The 15,953-nt window shown below is 74.0% G+C and carries 10 protein-coding genes; 2 read left to right on the top strand and 8 right to left on the bottom strand.

Annotated features, from left to right (window positions below):
* Positions 1-3 precede the first annotated feature (3 nt).
* From ABGB11_RS12970 to ABGB11_RS12950, 5 genes are read right to left on the bottom strand one after another with little or no spacing between them, the layout of a single operon-like run.
* Positions 4-1,536 (bottom strand): M4 family metallopeptidase, encoded by a 1,533-nt coding sequence (locus ABGB11_RS12970; protein ID WP_347632237.1) that lies wholly within the window; start codon positions 1,534-1,536, stop codon positions 4-6.
* The gene (locus tag ABGB11_RS12965; RefSeq protein WP_347632235.1) at positions 1,533-3,608 is read right to left on the bottom strand and encodes an FAD-dependent monooxygenase; all 2,076 of its coding nucleotides are present in this window, start codon (positions 3,606-3,608) and stop codon (positions 1,533-1,535) included. Before ABGB11_RS12965 ends, ABGB11_RS12970 begins: the two co-directional genes overlap by 4 nt.
* On the bottom strand, positions 3,605-4,576 hold the full coding sequence (locus ABGB11_RS12960; protein ID WP_347632233.1) for a polyprenyl synthetase family protein: 972 nt from the start codon (positions 4,574-4,576) through the stop codon (positions 3,605-3,607). The genes ABGB11_RS12965 and ABGB11_RS12960 overlap by 4 nt, the downstream gene beginning before the upstream one ends.
* A complete protein-coding gene (locus tag ABGB11_RS12955) occupies positions 4,563-6,107 on the bottom strand; it encodes a hypothetical protein (RefSeq protein ID WP_347632231.1) in 1,545 nt (514 codons plus the stop codon). The genes ABGB11_RS12960 and ABGB11_RS12955 overlap by 14 nt, the downstream gene beginning before the upstream one ends.
* A gap of 21 nt (positions 6,108-6,128) precedes the next feature.
* Complete coding sequence (locus ABGB11_RS12950) at positions 6,129-6,812, bottom strand: hypothetical protein (protein WP_347632229.1); 684 nt, start codon at positions 6,810-6,812, stop codon at positions 6,129-6,131.
* Between the two features lie 219 nt (positions 6,813-7,031).
* Here ABGB11_RS12950 and ABGB11_RS12945 point away from each other — a divergent pair, with 219 nt between their 5' ends.
* On the top strand, positions 7,032-8,021 hold the full coding sequence (locus ABGB11_RS12945) for a cutinase family protein (protein WP_347632227.1): 990 nt from the start codon (positions 7,032-7,034) through the stop codon (positions 8,019-8,021).
* On the opposite strand, the gene ABGB11_RS12940 is transcribed toward ABGB11_RS12945, so the two are convergent.
* Positions 8,005-10,953 carry an AfsR/SARP family transcriptional regulator gene (locus ABGB11_RS12940; protein ID WP_347632225.1) on the bottom strand — a complete coding sequence of 983 codons (2,949 nt, stop codon included), beginning with the start codon at positions 10,951-10,953 and terminating at the stop codon, positions 8,005-8,007. The genes ABGB11_RS12945 and ABGB11_RS12940 overlap by 17 nt on opposite strands.
* A 65-nt stretch (positions 10,954-11,018) precedes the next feature.
* Positions 11,019-12,470, bottom strand: coding sequence for a BTAD domain-containing putative transcriptional regulator (locus ABGB11_RS12935; protein ID WP_347632223.1), 1,452 nt, complete (start codon positions 12,468-12,470; stop codon positions 11,019-11,021).
* A 134-nt stretch (positions 12,471-12,604) separates the two neighbouring features.
* Between ABGB11_RS12935 and ABGB11_RS12930 the strand changes: the two genes are divergently transcribed.
* Positions 12,605-13,828: a nuclear transport factor 2 family protein gene (locus ABGB11_RS12930; protein WP_347632221.1), complete on the top strand. Its 1,224-nt coding sequence runs from the start codon at positions 12,605-12,607 to the stop codon at positions 13,826-13,828.
* A 4-nt stretch (positions 13,829-13,832) separates the two neighbouring features.
* Here ABGB11_RS12930 and ABGB11_RS12925 read toward each other — a convergent pair whose 3' ends face one another.
* Positions 13,833-15,947, bottom strand: a complete 2,115-nt coding sequence (locus ABGB11_RS12925; protein WP_347632219.1) for an MMPL family transporter — start codon at positions 15,945-15,947, stop codon at positions 13,833-13,835.
* Positions 15,948-15,953 lie beyond the last annotated feature (6 nt).

Here is a 15,953-nt window from a genome sequence, read left to right as displayed (position 1 = left end):
GCTTCACGAGCAGAAGGGCGGCTCGTAGGGGTCGGCGGGCACGCTCACGGCGTCCCATGCGTCGCGGACGGTGGTGAACACGGCGCATTCCTCGGGGAAGAGCTGCCGCGCCGCCTCCAGCGAGGCCCGCCGTGCCTTTATGTGCGACCACTCCGTGGTCTTCCGGTTGAGGGTCTCCATGAAGACCATGCCGGCCCGCACGATGCCGACGCCGGACACCGAGGCACCATTACAAGTCGGGCTGTTGGGCCTGCCGTGGGACGGATCGTTCGGGTGCGATCCCTCCGCCAGGAGGTAGAACCAGTGGTTCTGCACTCCGGCGTCCGCATGCGGCTCGCCGATCAGATCATCGTAACAACTCGCGTGATAAGGCATTATCGCCGGGTTGTACATATAGCGGATCGGTCCGTCGCCGACGGTGTCGACGTCCTCGCCCACCGTGTAGTCGGGTGAATCGCCGAAATACCATTCGGTCAGGGTGCCGAAGATGTCGCCCGTCGACTCGTGCAGGGAGGACGGCACGGTGCTGCCCGGAGAAGCGTTGTAGATCGCGTGCCCGAGTTCGTGGGCGACCACGTCCGTGGCGGTCATCTGTTTCGTTCCGGCCGCGTTACGCCCGAATCCGGCGAAGTAGTAGTTGAAGAAGGCGTTCACGATGTCGTAGCCGACCCGCATCGAATATCCGCGGCCGTTCCCGTCGAGGCCGGACCGGCCGAGCCAGCCGCCCAGCATGTCCCACAGCTTCTGCGCCTCGTACATCGCGTCGACGCACGCGGTCACCAGGTCGGTCCCGCTCCCGTTACCCCAGGTGTCGTCGGAATCGGTGTAGGTGCGGCCGTCGGTGCCGCCGCACCGCAGTCCCGGCCGGACCGGATCGGACATGCCGAACAACGTGGCGGAGCGGGTGGTCTGGAACTCGACCCTGCCGTGGAAGTGGCTGTTGCCGATCCCGTCGAGCACCTCGTCCCATTTCTCCGTCACCTCCCCCGTTCTCGCGTCCACGAAGATGTGGAAGCGACTCGGCCTCCCGTCCCGGACGCCGCTCACCACCGTTTCGTAGACCAGCCGGCCCGCTCCCTCCGCGACCACCGCCAGCCGCGGATCGGTGCGGTCCGTCACCTCGTCGAGGGGGCCGCGGGCGCGCTTCGCGGCCATCGCCGGCGGGATCGTCGGCTCGGTCGGCACCGACAGCTCCCGGGTCTGCGCGACGGAGGTGCTCAGGACGCGGCCCGCCGCGTCGGTGACGACGACGAAGTCACCGCCCCGGACCGGGAGGCCCGCGTAGGTGCGTCCGTAGGAGACGTAGTGCAGGCCGCGGGCGCCGGCCACCACGCCCAGCCGGACGATCGCGTCGCGGGGCGATCGGTGGACGAGGGCGGGATCGCCCGCGACCAGCCGGTCGGCCGCCGCCACGGCCAGTTCCCGGGGGCCGGGACGGGGCTGCGCCGCCGCGGAGGGCGCGCCGCCCGCCTGGGTGAGTCCGGCCAGCAGGGCGGCGAGCACGGCGAATCTTCTCAGGACGGTCCGGTCTCTCATCGGGCTGACTCCTCTCCGCGAAGGGCGGCGGGGGGTGGTGCGTCCTCGGGGGCGAGGACGAACGGCGGCGCGATCGCCCTGACCAGCGCGCGCAGGATCCGCGCGGCGGCCTGATGCGGCACGCCGGCGGCCAGGTCGAGGGCCGTCCCGGCGGCGTCCCGGCAGGCCGCCGTCGCGGCGGCCACGGCCGCGGCGCGGAGGTGCGGGTCGGCCGACAACTCACCGGCGGTGAGGTCGTCCCGTCCGAGCAGGCGGGGGACGGTGGAGATCCTCCCGGCGAGCATGGCGCCGCTCGTGGTGTCGAGCCTGGTCCGGAGGCCGCGCAGCGCGAGGGCGTCCTCGGCGAAGAGGAAGGCGCGCCCGCACTGGTGGCCGATCTCCCGGACGCGCGCCACCGTCTCGGGGCCGGCGCCGCCGAGCTCGGCGCCGAGGCGGGCGGGGAACTCGAACAGGCACGCGGTGAGGTCCGCCGCGCCGACCGCGGGGTCGCCGCCGAGGTGGGCGGCGCGCAGCCCCGCCATCTCCGCCAGCCAGTCCGAGAACGCCCACGCCGCTTCCGGCGCGGCCCGGGAGACCAGCCGTGAGGCCTGGGCGAGCAGGAAGTCGCAGGCCAGCACGATCACCGCCGCGCCCCAGTCGACGCCGCGGATCGGGCCGGCGCCGCGGATCGGGCCGAAGAACGTCAGCGAGCCGAGGGCGGCGAGGTCCATGGCCGCCCCGACGGCGGCGCGGCCGTCGCCGGGGACCGCGCCGGCCGCGGCGAGCGCGGCGAGGAACAGCGTCGCCGGCCGGACCCGCACGGCCCGGTGCGGGCCGGCGGCGAGTATGCGGGCGATGAACGGCCATTCCCGGCGAACCGCCTCCACCGCGATCTCGTCGCACGCCGCCAGGAAGGGGTGGACGAAGAGCGCGTCCCGGCGGGAGAAGGAGGCCTCGCCGGCGAACGGGCCGAGCACGCCGTCCGGCATGAGCATCGCCCGGCGGCCGAGAGCGTAGAACGGATGATCGTCGCCCGCGGTGGCCCCCAGCACGCGCCAGGCGAGGTGGTAGCGGCGGGCCGCGTGCCGGGCGGTCTCGAAGTAGCCGATGAAGGAGGCGGCGAGTCCCCGCTTGTAGGCGGCGCGGGCCGCCTCGGGATCGGCCGGGTTCTCCGCGATGGCGCGAGCCGCCACCAGGGCGCTCTGCAGGGCGTTGCCGAGGCCCTCGCCGGTGAAGGGGTTGACCAGCCCCGCGGCGTCGCCGACGAGCAGCCGGCCGTCGCGGACCGCGTGTTCCGGCGCGAATCCGCTGTTGACGGGGCCGCTCGTCACGGCGCCGAGGGGCATGGCCGCGGCGAAGCGCGGGTCGGACGCCGCGAGCGTCTCCAGCGCCGACGCCATCAGGCTTTCCGGGCGGTCGGCACCGCCTCCTCCGACTGCGGTGATCCCCACCGTGAACGTGCCGGGTCCTTCCCCGGGCACGGCCCAGACGCACGCGGGGTGGTCGTGCGGGTCGACGGGCGAGGGCGGGAGGGGGCGGAGGATCAGGCGGCCGCCGAGGTCCACCCCGCCGTACCGCCGTGCGCAGGTGACGCCGACGGCGTGGCGGGCTTTCGGCGGGAGGAGCGGGGAGCCGGCCGCCCACCCCAGCGCGAGGACGACATGGCGGGCGACGACCGTGCGGACGCGGTCCTCACCCTGTACCCGGGCCGTCCATCCCGACGGATCCCGGTCGAGCGAGACCAGTCGGCCGGGTTCGAGGGCGCCGCCGCGGGCCGTGACGAGGCGGCGCAGGTCGGCCCGCAGGCGCCGGTCGTCGCAGGCGGCCGCGTCGGCGATCAGCGAGGTGGACGGGCCGTCCGCGTCGAACCGCAGGTCGACGGCGCGGATCGGCCGCAGTGCGCCGGAGATCCCGCCGTCCAGGGTCGCCAGCGTCCGCATGATGGGCCCGCTCAGCACGGCGTCGTACGCGCCGCCGGCGGGCTCGTCCCCGACCAGGAGGACGTCGACGCCGTGGCGCCGCAGCTCGGCCGCCGTCACGACGCCGGCGGGTCCCGCGCCGGCCACGAGGACGGCGGTCTCGCGCGGCGTCACGGGATCCGCCAGGCCGGAGCCGACGCCCGGACGAGCAGGTCGCGCGCCTCGCCGTGGACGGCCGGGTCGAGCCCGCCGAGCGCCTCCAGCGCCCGCGCCCGGCGGTGGCGGGCGATCTCCATGGCCGCCGCCACGCCGTCGCGCGCCAGCACGAGTCGCCGCACGGACGGCAGGTCGCGGGACGCCAGCGTGGGCGCCAGCAGGAGCGCGGTGAGCTCGCGGTCGTGGTCCTCCCGCAGGGCGCAGAGGGTCGGCGCGCCGAAGAGGCCCAGCATGTGGTCGGTCCCGCTCGGCTTGTCCGCCGCGGACGGTTCGAGGTCGCGGCAGTCGTCGATGATCTGGAACGCGATGCCGAGTTCGGCACCGAACCGCCCGAGCGCGCGCCGCCCGGTGTCCCCGAGGCCGGCCTCCGCCGCGCCGAGGACGCAGCTCAGCCGGAACAGCGCGCCGGTCTTGCGCTCGGCGAGCTCGAGATAGCCGGGCAGCCCGAACCCGGTGTCGAAGGCCCGCTCGACGTCGAGCATCTCGCCGTAGGACAGGTCGGTCACCGCGGCGGCCACCGCGGCGTCCACGCCGCCGCCGAGGTCCGCGGCCTCCATCCCCGCGAGCGCCATGACGGCCAGCCCCGCCAGCACGGCCATCTCGTTCCCCGAGGCGAGGTGGGCCGCGGGTCGCCCCCGCCGGACGGCGGCCCGGTCGACCACGTCGTCGTGGAGCAGGGACGCGAGGTGCAGCAGTTCCACGACGGCGCCGAGCCGGACGGCGCGCGAGGGGTCGTGCTGCCCGAACCGGGCGCAGGCTCCGAGCAGGGTCGAGCGCAGGCACTTCCCGGGGTTGTCGGTGAGGGGCGCGGTGGCCTGGCCGAGCGGGGCGGGGAGGGTGGCCACGAGCTCCCGGATCCGTCCCACGACTCCGGTGCGGAATTCCCGCAGCGGCGGCGGCGGGCCCTCCGGCTCACTCGTCGGCACCGAGCGGCCCGAGATGCTTGATCGACGGAACCGCCGCCAGGATGCCGTGCACCTCGCGGTACACCGCGTCGTCGTTGAGCATGGCGGTCAGCTGGGCGCGGTTCATCCCCTCGGTGCGCTGAAAGATCTCGAGAAGTTCCCAGGCGGCGTTCAGCTCCTCGACGCTGAGCCAGGACGGCCGCATCTCGACGGTCAGGTAGTAGAGGGCGTTCGACGCGTCGGCGATGTGCTCCGTGGTCACCACGTACCCGGGACTGTTCGGCGTGCTCAGGGCACCTTGCGCGATCTGCCGGTAACGGTCGTAAAGGGCGCCGAGATGGTCCTTCTCCGTCGGGGTGAGTTCCATCTGGTCGTACCGGCCTGCGAGTTCCTCATAGTTGACATAGAAGGCACGAGTGAGCATCCGGCCGGTCTTGCTCTGCCCAAGGAAACCGTCGCGGAACTTGTCGGCCAGCTCCTCGTCACCCGCGAACGGAAGGCCGGTGACCTCCTCCGCACCCGTCAGCATCCTGCAGGGGAACGGCTGAAGCGGGGCCCGCGTCTGGCCGTCCCCTCCCAGGCAGACCACCGCGCCCCGGTCACGCCACAGCGCGAACCCCATGTCCACCTGCACCAGGTCGTCGAACACCAGGTAGTCGCTGTCGCCCAAATGGCTCAGCCCCACCGGGGTGACGCCCATTCCGACGACCACACTCGACGTGTAGCCGGTGTGCGAGCCGACCTTGTCGACGTTCATGTTGAAATCGATGGCGTCACAGATGAGGGATGATTCGTTGCCCCAGAAATCGACGCCCATCTCCCGCATCGTCGGCCTGATCCTGGCGAAGAGGCTCGAACCGTCGCTGCCATTGGCGATGTGGATCCCGAGAATCGGGTGCTTCTGCTGGATCGGGGTCATCAGGTTGCGGGCGACCAGCGTGTCGACGTCCTTCTCCTGGACGCTGACGAGAGCCGCGCTCGTCGGGTTGACGCGGTCCTTCCCGAGCGCGTTGTAGCGCAGGAGGGTTCCGATGACGTCGTCATCGTCCTCGGGTTGCGCGATGCGGTCCCCGGGGCGGGCGCCGGCGAGCGATCCGAGCCCGTGCCCGCTGGTCAGGATCACGGTGTTCCCCGATCCGGTGTCGCGCACCAGGCATCCGAAGGTCGCCTGCTCGCCGGTGCCGCGGTTGACGAGGACGCAGCCCTGCCGCGCCGGGCGGAACCGGTCGGAGATCGGATCGCTGACGCCCCGTCCGGCCGCCGCCGGCAGCGCCCCGCCGGCGAGCGAGAACGGACCGGCCTGGACGACGTCCACGCCGTACCGGCGCCCGCCGACCTCCACCGTCTTCGGCAGCATCCGGCCGCGCGACAGGTATCCGGGCGGCCGTTTCCTCGCCACCGAGGCGATCACGGCGGGCTCGTCGGTCAGGCGGCCGCCGCGGCGCCGGAAGCCGTATCCGAAGGCGGTGACGTTGGGGTCCTTGCCGAAGGCGCGCAGGACCGCCTTTTTCGCGAGGGCCAGCTCGTTCCTTTGGGCGGATTTAAGTATCACTACGGCTCATCCCCAGCTCCCTCAACGCTTCAGCCGCCGGTGGCGGCGGCGTACCGTGCCGAGCCAGACCTCGGCCAGGCCATCGGAATGCGGGTCGAACTTCTTGGACACGGTCGCGATGGCCAGGGCGAGCAGGGCGGTGAGTCCGGGTGGCGCCTTCGTCTCCGTCCCGGCCATGCGCGCGCCGATGCCGTCCAGGAGCGCATCGCGAGGAGCGTTCATCAGTCCCGCCGAGATGAGGCTCTGGGCGCCCTCGCGGACCTGGCCGAGCCGTTGCGCCGACAGCTCGGGCAGGCGGGCGTCCAGCCGGGCCTTCGTCGCGCGTCCCGTGGCAGGGCCTCGCTCGCCGAACCGCGGGAACGGTGCCGGGTAGGCGGCACCCACACGGGCGACCTGCAGCACCAGCGCCACTTCGGCATCGGTCAGCGAGTCGCCGCCCGCCCGGGACGGGCCGGACCCGCCGGACGGCGCCGGGGGCGAGGCGCCCCTGCCGCCGGCGCCCCGGCCCGCGGCGTTCCGGGTATCGGTGGTGCCGCTCGACCCGCCGAGGGTCACCGCGGCCAGCGCGCCGGACAGGACGGCGCCGGCGGCGCGGAGGAAACGGCGGCGGGCGAGAGCCTGCGCGGGAGGCCGGGCCGCGGTCCGGCCGGGCCCGTCCGGCGTGCCGGGGCCGGCAGCGCGCCCCGGGCCTGCTGAGAACGTCAATCTGATCAACTCCGTCGCGGCGGCGCGTTCGCCTGCACATGCCAACCGCCGGCGAAGCTAGCCCCCGGCACCGGCGTCCCGCCGACTCCGGCCGGGTACGGGACGCGGAGCGGTGCGCCGCCCGCGCGGCCCGGCGTCGGGCGGACGTCGGCGGCGGCTGCGACGCTGCGGAGGCCGCACTGCCGGCGCCCGGATGGCAGCCACACGGGAGACGGGCCGATGAACAACCGGATCAAGAGCGCCCTGGCCTCGCTCGGCGCCGCGCTCACGCTGGCCGCGCTGGTGCCGGCCCTGCCCGGGACGGCGCTGGCGGCGAAGCCGCGCCCGGCGGGAATCCTGGCCGACGACCCAGTGCCGCTGCCCTGCGACAAGCCCTACGTGACCTGGGGGCTGCGCGGCTCGGGCCAGCCCCAGGACGGATCGATGCACATGGGGTCGCAGGCGAGCCCGTACGCCGAGGTCGCCTGGGAGAACCTCCCCCAGGACCGGTCCCTGATGATCTCCCTGCCCTACCCGGCCAGCGCGGTCGGTCCCGACTACCTCCGCTCGCTGGGCGTGGGCATCGACATGCTGACGGAGGACGTGCGGGCACTGGTGAGGGACTGCCCGGACAGCCGGATCGGCCTGATCGGCTACTCGCAAGGCGCGCACGTGGTCAGTTCCGTGCTGGTCGGGCTGACGCGGCAGGAGAGGGAGCACATCCACGCGGTCCTGCTGCTCGCCGACCCCGCCGCGGGCGGGGACACCTTCTACGACCAGAGCGTCGGCATCTCCGGCGGCGCCGCCGTCCGTTCGGGGGCCGGGGTCCTCGCGAGGCGGGCCCTTCCGCCGGACGTCCAGTCGAAGGTCGTCGACTTCTGCATCCAGCGGGACACGATCTGCGACTCGCCCGAGGACAAGGGGCTCGCCTGGGCGATCGAGGCCGGCGTGTTCGGCCTGCCGATCCACAGCTCGTATGCGAACTGCTGCGGTGGGATCCTGTTCCGCGAGATCCTCGGCCTCGATTTCGCCGAGCGGCTCCTCGCGCCGCAGCAGGCCGGCCCCGCGCAGTGCGGCCCGCCCGGGGCGCGCCGGGCCGGGACGCGACCGCGTCCACCCGTCTCCGGCACGACCGTGATCGCTCGCGGGGCCGATCGGCGGGGCGGCCCCACCTCGCTCCTCGACGCCCTCGCCGGTCGCGGCTGCGGCGGGCCTACGGGGACCGCATGAGCCCGTTCGCGGCGAGCAGGGCGTGCACCTGTGCCGCTTCGGCGTCCGCGCCCACCTCCAGCAACCGGTCGCGCGCGGACGACAACAGCCCGGAGGCCCGGCCCGCCCCACGGCCCATGGCGAGAAGGGCCTCCGCTTCGATGCGCAGCGTCCAGGCGTGACCGCGCCGGTCTCCATGATCCGCGAAGACCTCGCGAGAACGGCACACGCGCCGGATCGCCTCCTCGTGCCTGCCTCTGCCGTTCTCCACGGCGGCTTTCCAGCAGTGCGCCCATGCGACCGCGTGGGCGTCGCCCATCGCCTCCGCGAGCGTCATCGACCCGGCGCCGTACTCGTCGGCGCCGCCCGGATCACCGGCCAGCGCGGCCGCCCAGGCCAGGCGGTCGAGCACGGCGGCCTGCGGTTCCGGCTCGGCCAGCTCGCGGGCGCGGCGAAGAGCGATCGTGAGCAGGCGGACCGCGGCCCCGTCCTGGCCGCGGCGTGCGAGCGCCTGGGCGGTGGCCGCGAGTCCGAGGATCTCCGCACCGGGCTCGCCGGCCGCACGCGCGGTCCGGAGCGCGCGTCGCGCCAGGCGTAACGGCTCCGCGGTGGGAGCCTGGCACGACCGGCACATGGACAGGACGGCGAGCGAGCGGGCCAGTTCGCCGTCCGCTCCGAGGCGCTGGAACGTGGTCACGCAGTCGGAGAGCAGATCCGCGGCGAGCCGCACCTCTCCCCTCCTGGCGAGGAGAACGGCCCGCTGGTGGTCGGCGCGGGAGCCGCGACGGTCGTCGCCGGCGGCGCGTGCCGACCGCGCCACCTCGACGCTCGACCGGATGAGCAGGGCGTAGTGCCCGTGCCGGAGGAGAACGGGCAGGACCGTGTCCAGGACGTGCGCCGCCTGCTCGTGCCGCCCCCTCCGGCCGGCCTCCTCCACCGCGGCCGCGATGGCGGCGCGTTCGGAGAGCACGTGGCGGGACGGATCCGCTGGGCCGTGCCACCGCGCCCCTTGGGCCGACGCCGACATCACCCGGACGTCATCGGCCGGAAGCGCGTCGAACGAACGTCCGGACCGCGCGTAGGCCAGCGCCGCGACCCCCTCCAGGGCGTCGAGATGGTCGTCGAGGGCCTGCTCGCGGTCGGCGAGAGGCTGCCGTCCGAACAGGTCGCCCGCGTACAGGGCGACGAGCGGCGCCGGCCGGTACCGCTGTTCGCCCGCGTCGCCGGGGTCGGCGGGTTCCACCAGGCTCGCCTCGATCAGCTCGTCCAGCGCCCGCGGGCCGGCCTCATCGGCGGGCCACCAGGCGGCGCACTCCGCGAAGTCCTGCCCCGCGAGCATCCCCAGCCGGCGGAGAAGAGCGCGGGCGCCGGAGCCGAGGGCGGCGTAGGCACTGTCGAACATGCCTGGGAGGTCCACGTCCGGCGACGACAGCTCGTGCAGCCGCCCTGGGCGGGGTCGCAGGCGCCGCACGAATTCGGCGAGCCGGGCCGAGGGGCGCAGGGCGAGGCGCCGGCCGACGGCTCGCAGGGCCGCCGGATGGTGATCGCACAGTGCCGCGATCTCCGCCGCCGCCCTCCGCTCTCTCCGGACGCGGCCACCCACCAGGCGCCCCAGCAGCTCCAGCGCCTCGTCCGGCGGCAGGGCGCCGAGCCGCACCCGCGCGGCCCTCGGCAGGCCGGTCAACCGGCGCCGGCTCGTGATCAGGACGTCGCAGCCGGTCCAGCCGGCGGCGAGGCGGCGCGCCTGCTCCGTATCCGCCGCACCGTCGAGGACGAGCAGCGCACGCCGGTCGCCGGCCGGCGGAGCGGGCCGCACGCCCGGCGGCTCGCCGGGCCCGACATGGAAGACCCCGCCGGGAAAGCGGGTCCGCAACGCGTGCGCCGCCGTCACGGCCAGCGCGGTCTTCCCCACGCCGGGCGGCCCGTGGACCACCACGACCGAGCCGCCGCCGGATCCCCCGCCGCCGAGATGGAACCCGAGCCGCTCCAGAGCCCCCGCACGCCCCACGAAATCGGCGACGGGCGGAGGCAACCGGTGCGGCCGGGGCCTCCTCTCGGCGCGTCCGAGCCTCACCGGCTGGTTTCGCGGTGGCACCGACAGCTCCGGGGAATGGTTCAGGACCGCCTCATGGACGTCCCGCAGTTCGGCACCGGGGTCGACGCCCAGCTCGTCTCGCAGGAGCCGGCTCACCTCGGCGTAACAGCGCAGGGCCTCTGACTGGCGGCCACTCCGGTACAGAGCCGTCATCAGCAGCGCCCACAGCCGTTCGCGGAGGGGCTCGTCCCGGGTCGCCGCCGACAGTTCCGCGATGACGTCCGCGTGGTGGCCGAGAAGGAGTTCGAGCTCGAAGCGCCGTTCCGTCGCCCGGGCGCGCCGTTCCAGCAGGTGCGGCACCTCGACGCGCTGGAGGAGGTCCGAATCGACGTTCGCGAGGGGCCGGCCGCGCCACAGGCCGAGCGCCTCCGTCAGCAGCTCCAGCTCGCCCGGCAGGTCGTCGTTCCCGGCGGCCGCCCGGGCCCGCTCGGTGAGCAGGTCGAACCGTTCGAGGTCGAGGCTCCGGGCGGTGGCCTCCATCAGGTAGCCGCCGGGCCCGGTTTTGATCGGCGGGCCCGCGCCCCGGCCGCCGCCGAGCGTGCGGCGGAGCCGCTGGAGATGGGTCTGCGTCGTCCCCCGGGCGTCCCCCGGCGGCTCGTCCCAGAGCCGTTCGATCAGCTCGTCGGTCGAGACGATCCGGTTCGCGTTGAGCAGCAAGGTGGCCAGCAGGATGCGCTGCTTGCCGGCCCTGACGGGGACGGGGCGCTCCCCGTCGGCGACCTCCACCGCCCCGAGCACCCGGAAGCGCATGCCGGAACCGCGGGATTCCCGGGGCTCCCGCGCCGACGGCGGCGGCGCGCCGTCCGGCACGGCGGCCGTCCGCCCGTCCGAAGGCAGGGATTTCGACACCCGCTGCATACCGCTCACCATCCGCGTGCGACCGAACATATGTTGCACTGCGCAAGCGTCAGATCTGCTTCATCTCAGGCGTCTCCGCCTAGCGCGGCGTGGGCCGCCGCGACTGTGAGCGCCAGCGGTGAGGTGGCGCACCGCTCGATGATCTCCTTCACCGCGGCGGGCTCGGTCGCGGCCCGGCCGGCACCGAGCCGCGCGGTCAGCAGGGAGCGGGCCTCACCCGGACTGAGCGGGGCCAGGGCGAGCGGGCGCGCTCCCTCCGCGGCGATCAAGCCGGTGAGGGGTTCCCGGCTGGTGACCACGACGAGGCTGCCCGTCGCGCCGGGAAGCAGCGGCCGTACCTGCGCGGCGCTTTCCGCGTCGTCCAGGACCACCAGTGTGCGCCGACCGTCCATGAGCGAGCGGTAAAGGTCGACCTGCTCGTCCACGTCGAAGGGGATGTGTTCGGCAGGTGTGCCGAGCGCCCGGATGAATCTCTTGAGGGCCTGCCCGGGGGAAAGGCACCTTGCCGGGTCGTGGCCGTGGAGGTCCATCCACAACTGGCCGTCCGGGAACTGGTCGGCGATACGGTGCGCCCAGTGACCGGCGAGGGCGGTCTTGCCGATGCCCGCGGTACCGGAGATCACGCAGATCCGCGTCGCGGAGGCGTCCCGACGCTGATGCCCAAGGAGAGTGTCGAGGAAGGACAGTTCCCTGCCCCGGCCGGTGAAGCCGGACACGCCCGGTGGAAGCTGCCTCGGCACCGGCGGGAACCTCGTGGAGGAGGCGGCGCCAGGGCGGCCGTCGAGAACCACGGCGTGCAGAGTCCGGAGCTCCTCCCCTGGGTCAACCCCGAGCTCGTCGGTGAGGTTCCGCCGCACCGTGTGGTAGGCGTCCAGAGCGTCGTTGCGCCTGCCACTCGCGTGCAAGGCCGTGATCAGCTGTGCCCACAGCTTCTCCCGGAGCGGGTGCTGCGCCGTGAGGGCGAACAGCTCGCCGACGATCTCACGGTGCATCCCGCGGCGCAGCTCCACCTCGAAGCGTCGTTCCAGCGTCCGCATCCGCTGCTCGCGCAGTTGCGGTGCGACCTCGCGCTGCAGCCGGTCGGAGGGCACACCGGCCAGCGGTTCGCCGCGCCACAGCGCGAGCGCGCGCCCGAGCGCCTCCGACTCCGCGTCGAGATCGTCCTCGGCGGCCGCGCGCTCGGCCGCGCTCAGCCAGTCCTGGAAGCGCATCACGTCCGTCTGTCCCGGCGCGACGCGGAGGCGGTAACCGTCGACCGAGGTGGTGATGACGGCGCACGAGACGAAAGGGTCGAGCATCTTCCGCAGCCGGGTGACGTACAGCTGGACGACGCGGCGCGGGTTTCCGGGCGGCTCGTCACCCCAGATCACCTCGACCAGGTCCTCCACCGGCATCGGCTGGCCCGCCCGCAGCAGGAGAGCGGCGAGGAGGGAGCGGTGCTTGGGGCCTCCCACGGGCATGTCCCGCCCGCCCGCCCGCATCTCGAACGGCCCCAGCAAGGCGAACTCGACGTCCATCCGCCAAGGCTGCCAAGGGCCGTTGGGCATTACGTGGACGGAACGTGGACGGCCGCGAAGGCATGCGCGCCTCGCATGGGAGGTAGGAGAAACCTGCGCTTGTTGCGGGGCTCGTCCGCCGGGAGGATCGGCGCATGAGTTCTGCGGACACACCAGACATCGCCGTCCTCGGCCTCGGCCGGATGGGCACCGCCATCGCGACCCGCCTCGCCGGCCAGGGATGCTCCGTCGTCGGCTGGACCCGTTCCGGGCGCGAGGTGCGGGGCGTCACGACCGTGTCCGATCCCGGCGCCGCGGTCGGCCGCGCGTCCGTCGTGCTGCTGTGCCTGTTCGACGGCGAAGCGTGCTTCAACGTCATCGACCGGATACGCGAACGGCTGGACGGCGCCGTGGTGGTGAACACGAGCACGGTGTCGCCCCGCGAGGCCGAGGCACTCGCGAGGGCGGTCGGGAACTCCGGCGCCGAATACGTCCATGCGCCGGTCATCGGGTCGCTGCCCGCGGTCGCCGCGGGCACGCTCACGATCCTCAGCGGTGGCGCGGAGCCCGCCGCCGCCACGCCGGTGCTCACGGCGCTCGGCGAGACGGTGGTGCTCTCCTCCCCCGCCGAAGCCGCGGCGGCCAAGCTGCTGGCCAACGGCGCACTCGGCAACACGCTCCTGGCACTGCGCGCCGGCAAGGGGTTCGCGGACGAGCTCGGGCTTTCCGAGCAGGCCTGGTCGGTGCTCGAGCGCACGGCGCTCGGCGGGATGGTCCGGGCCAAGCGGGAGCGGCTGGAGAAGGGGGCGTTCGACGATGGGGACTTCACCGCCGCGGCACTCGCCAAAGACCTCGCGCTGCTCGCCGGCACCGCACCTTCGGCCGCGGAGCTGCACGCACAGGTGCAGGGCGCGCTGGACGGGGGCTCGGTCGGCGCGGACGACGACATCGCGGCGTTCACCGTCGTCCCCGAGACCGAACGGCCGCACGGCCTGTCGCTCGCGCCGGGCGTCAGCGCCCCACCGGAAGTGCTCGCGCCCCTCCAGCACTACGTCGCCGGCCACGCCACCGGGCAGGCGGACCATCACCGCCTGGCCTTCTGGCCGACCGCCCACATCGAGGGCGTGCGCGACGGCCGGTTCGTGTCCTGGACGCTCGACGAGTACTGCGAGGTCTTCACGGGACGTCCCGCGGAGGACGAGGCCACCCGCCGGCGGCGTATCGACCACGTCCGGTGGCACGGCACCGTCGCGACCGCGACGATGACGCTGTACCACGGGGACAGCGTGTTCACCGACGGCTTCGTGCTGCTCCAGGTCGATGGCGAGTGGCGGATCGCCAACAAGGTCTACCACCGCGCCGGCGCGCCGGCGCAGTAGCGCGTCAGCGCGGCGGATCGGACGGGTCGGGCCTCCGGCTCAGCGAGCCGGGCCACCAGATGCGGGGTCCCGCGTCGCGGACGAGGGCGGGCACCAGCAGCGAGCGCACGACGAGCGTGTCCAGAAGGACGCCGAAGGAGACGATGAAGGCGATCTGGACGAGGAAGGCCAGGGGGATGACGCCGAGGGCCGCGAACGTCGCCGCCAGCACGACGCCGGCCGAGGTGATGACGCCGCCGGTGGAGGTCAGGCCCAGCAGGACGCCGCGGCGGACGCCGTGCCGGTGGGACTCCTCGCGGACGCGGGACATGAGGAAGATGTTGTAGTCGACGCCGAGGGCCACCAGGAACACGAATCCGTACAGCGGCACCGACGCGTCGGTCCCGGTGAAGCCGAAGAGGTGCTCGAAGACGAGGGCGGAGACGCCCAGGGTCGCGGCGAAGTTCAGCGCGACCGTGGCCACCAGGACGGCGGGCACCGGCAGGGACCGGAGCAGCCCGATGAGGATGACCACGATGACCGCCAGCACGACCGGAACGATGATCTTTCGGTCGTGCTCGGCGGTCTGCTGCGTGTCGTACTGCTGGGCCGTGTAGCCGCCCACGAGGGCACCGGCGCCGGGGACGGCGTGCACGGCGCCGCGGAGGTCCCGCACGGCGGCCTTCGCCGCGTCGCTGTCGGCGGCGGCGCGCAGCGTCACCTCGATCCGCACCCGGCCGTCGACGACCTTGGGCCGGCCACCGGGACGTCCGGAGTCGGACGTCGGCGCGGCCCGGGCGACGCCGTCGACGCCGTGGGCCGCCGCGACGACCTGCTCCGCCTTGCCGGCACCCGCGATGACGATGGCCGGGTTCCCGGAGCCGCCGGGGAAGTGTGCGCTGAGGGTCTTCTGGGCCGCCACCGAGGGCGCGTCGTTGACGAAGACCTCGTCGAGAGGCACGCCCTTGGAGTTCAGCGTCGGCGCGAAGGCCGCGCCGGCGAGCAGGCCGAGGAGCGCGAGGGACCAGACGCGCCGCGGGTGGCGGTCGACCAGCCCGGCGATCCGCCGCCACACGCCGGCGCCCGCGGCGGCCGTCTCGCCCGGACGCGGCTTCGTGGGCCAGTAGGCGGCCCGGCCGAGCAGGACGAGGGCGGCGGGCAGGAAGGTCAGCGTGCTGAGCAGGGCGCAGACGATGCCGATGGCGCCGACCGGGCCGAGCGCCCTGGTGTTGGTGAGATCGCTGAGCAGGAGCGCCAGCAGGCCCAGCGCGACGGTCGCCGTGCTGGCGCTGATCGCGCCGAGCGACCGCCGCCATGCCGTCCACATGGCCCGCATGCGGTCCGGTCCCCGGGACAGCTCCTCCCGGTAGCGCGCGGACAGCAGGAGGGCGTAGTCGGTGGCGGCCCCGATCACGAGGATGGACAGGATGCCCTGCACCTGGCCGTCCACCCGGACGACGTCGTGGTCCGCGAGCGGGTAGACGACGCCGCCGGCCAGCCCGAGCGCGAACATCGCGCCCAGGATGATCACGAAGGGCAGCAGCAGGGACCGGTAGACCAGCAGCAGGATGACCAGGACGGTCACGACCGCCACGAGCAGGAGGAGGCCGTCGACTCCGGAGAACGCCTCGGACAGGTCGGCCTGGGACGCGGCCGGTCCCGCCAGCTGGGCGGTGGTTCCGGGCACCTGCGCGGCGGCCCGCCGAACGTCGTCGAGCGTTGACGGCAGTTCGTCGCCGAGGGTCGGCCGCAGCTGGACGACCCCTTGCAGCGCCTTGCCGTCCCGGGACGCGATCGCCGGGGACGGCTGCCCCGTGATGCCCTGCCCGCCTGCCAGCGACGCGAGCGCGCGCGTGGCGTCGTCCCGCTGCTCCTCGCCGACCGGGCCATCGCCGCCCTTGGCGGTCCAGACCACGATCAGCGGCAGCGCCTCCTCGCGGCTGAACGCGCGCTGCGCGTCGATGACCCGCGTGGATTCGGCGCTTCGCGGCAGGAAGGACGCCTGGTCGTTGGTCGCGACCTCACCGAGCTTTCCGGCGTAGGGACCGAGGGCACCTCCGATGGCCAGCCAGATGAGGAGCAGGACGGCCGGCACCAGCCAGCGGACCCGTCGCGCGGTGGTGCTCGATGGATGACCCATGGCGCG

Source organism: Actinomadura sp. B10D3 (genome assembly GCF_039871695.1).
GTDB lineage: Bacteria > Actinomycetota > Actinomycetes > Streptosporangiales > Streptosporangiaceae > Spirillospora > Spirillospora madurae.
Note: the sequence above shows the minus strand (reverse complement) of the source record. Positions and strands in the feature narration are given on the sequence as shown.

Excerpts from the sequence above, each read along its gene's own strand:
- ABGB11_RS12945 (WP_347632227.1), top strand. The coding sequence starts at position 7,032 with ATGAACAACCGGATCAAGAGCGCCCTGGCCTCGCTCGGCGCCGCGCTC.
- ABGB11_RS12925 (WP_347632219.1), bottom strand. The coding sequence starts at position 15,947 with ATGGGTCATCCATCGAGCACCACCGCGCGACGGGTCCGCTGGCTGGTG.
- ABGB11_RS12930 (WP_347632221.1), top strand. The coding sequence starts at position 12,605 with ATGAGTTCTGCGGACACACCAGACATCGCCGTCCTCGGCCTCGGCCGG.
- ABGB11_RS12940 (WP_347632225.1), bottom strand. The coding sequence starts at position 10,953 with ATGCAGCGGGTGTCGAAATCCCTGCCTTCGGACGGGCGGACGGCCGCC.
- ABGB11_RS12970 (WP_347632237.1), bottom strand. The coding sequence starts at position 1,536 with ATGAGAGACCGGACCGTCCTGAGAAGATTCGCCGTGCTCGCCGCCCTG.
- ABGB11_RS12935 (WP_347632223.1), bottom strand. The coding sequence starts at position 12,470 with ATGGACGTCGAGTTCGCCTTGCTGGGGCCGTTCGAGATGCGGGCGGGC.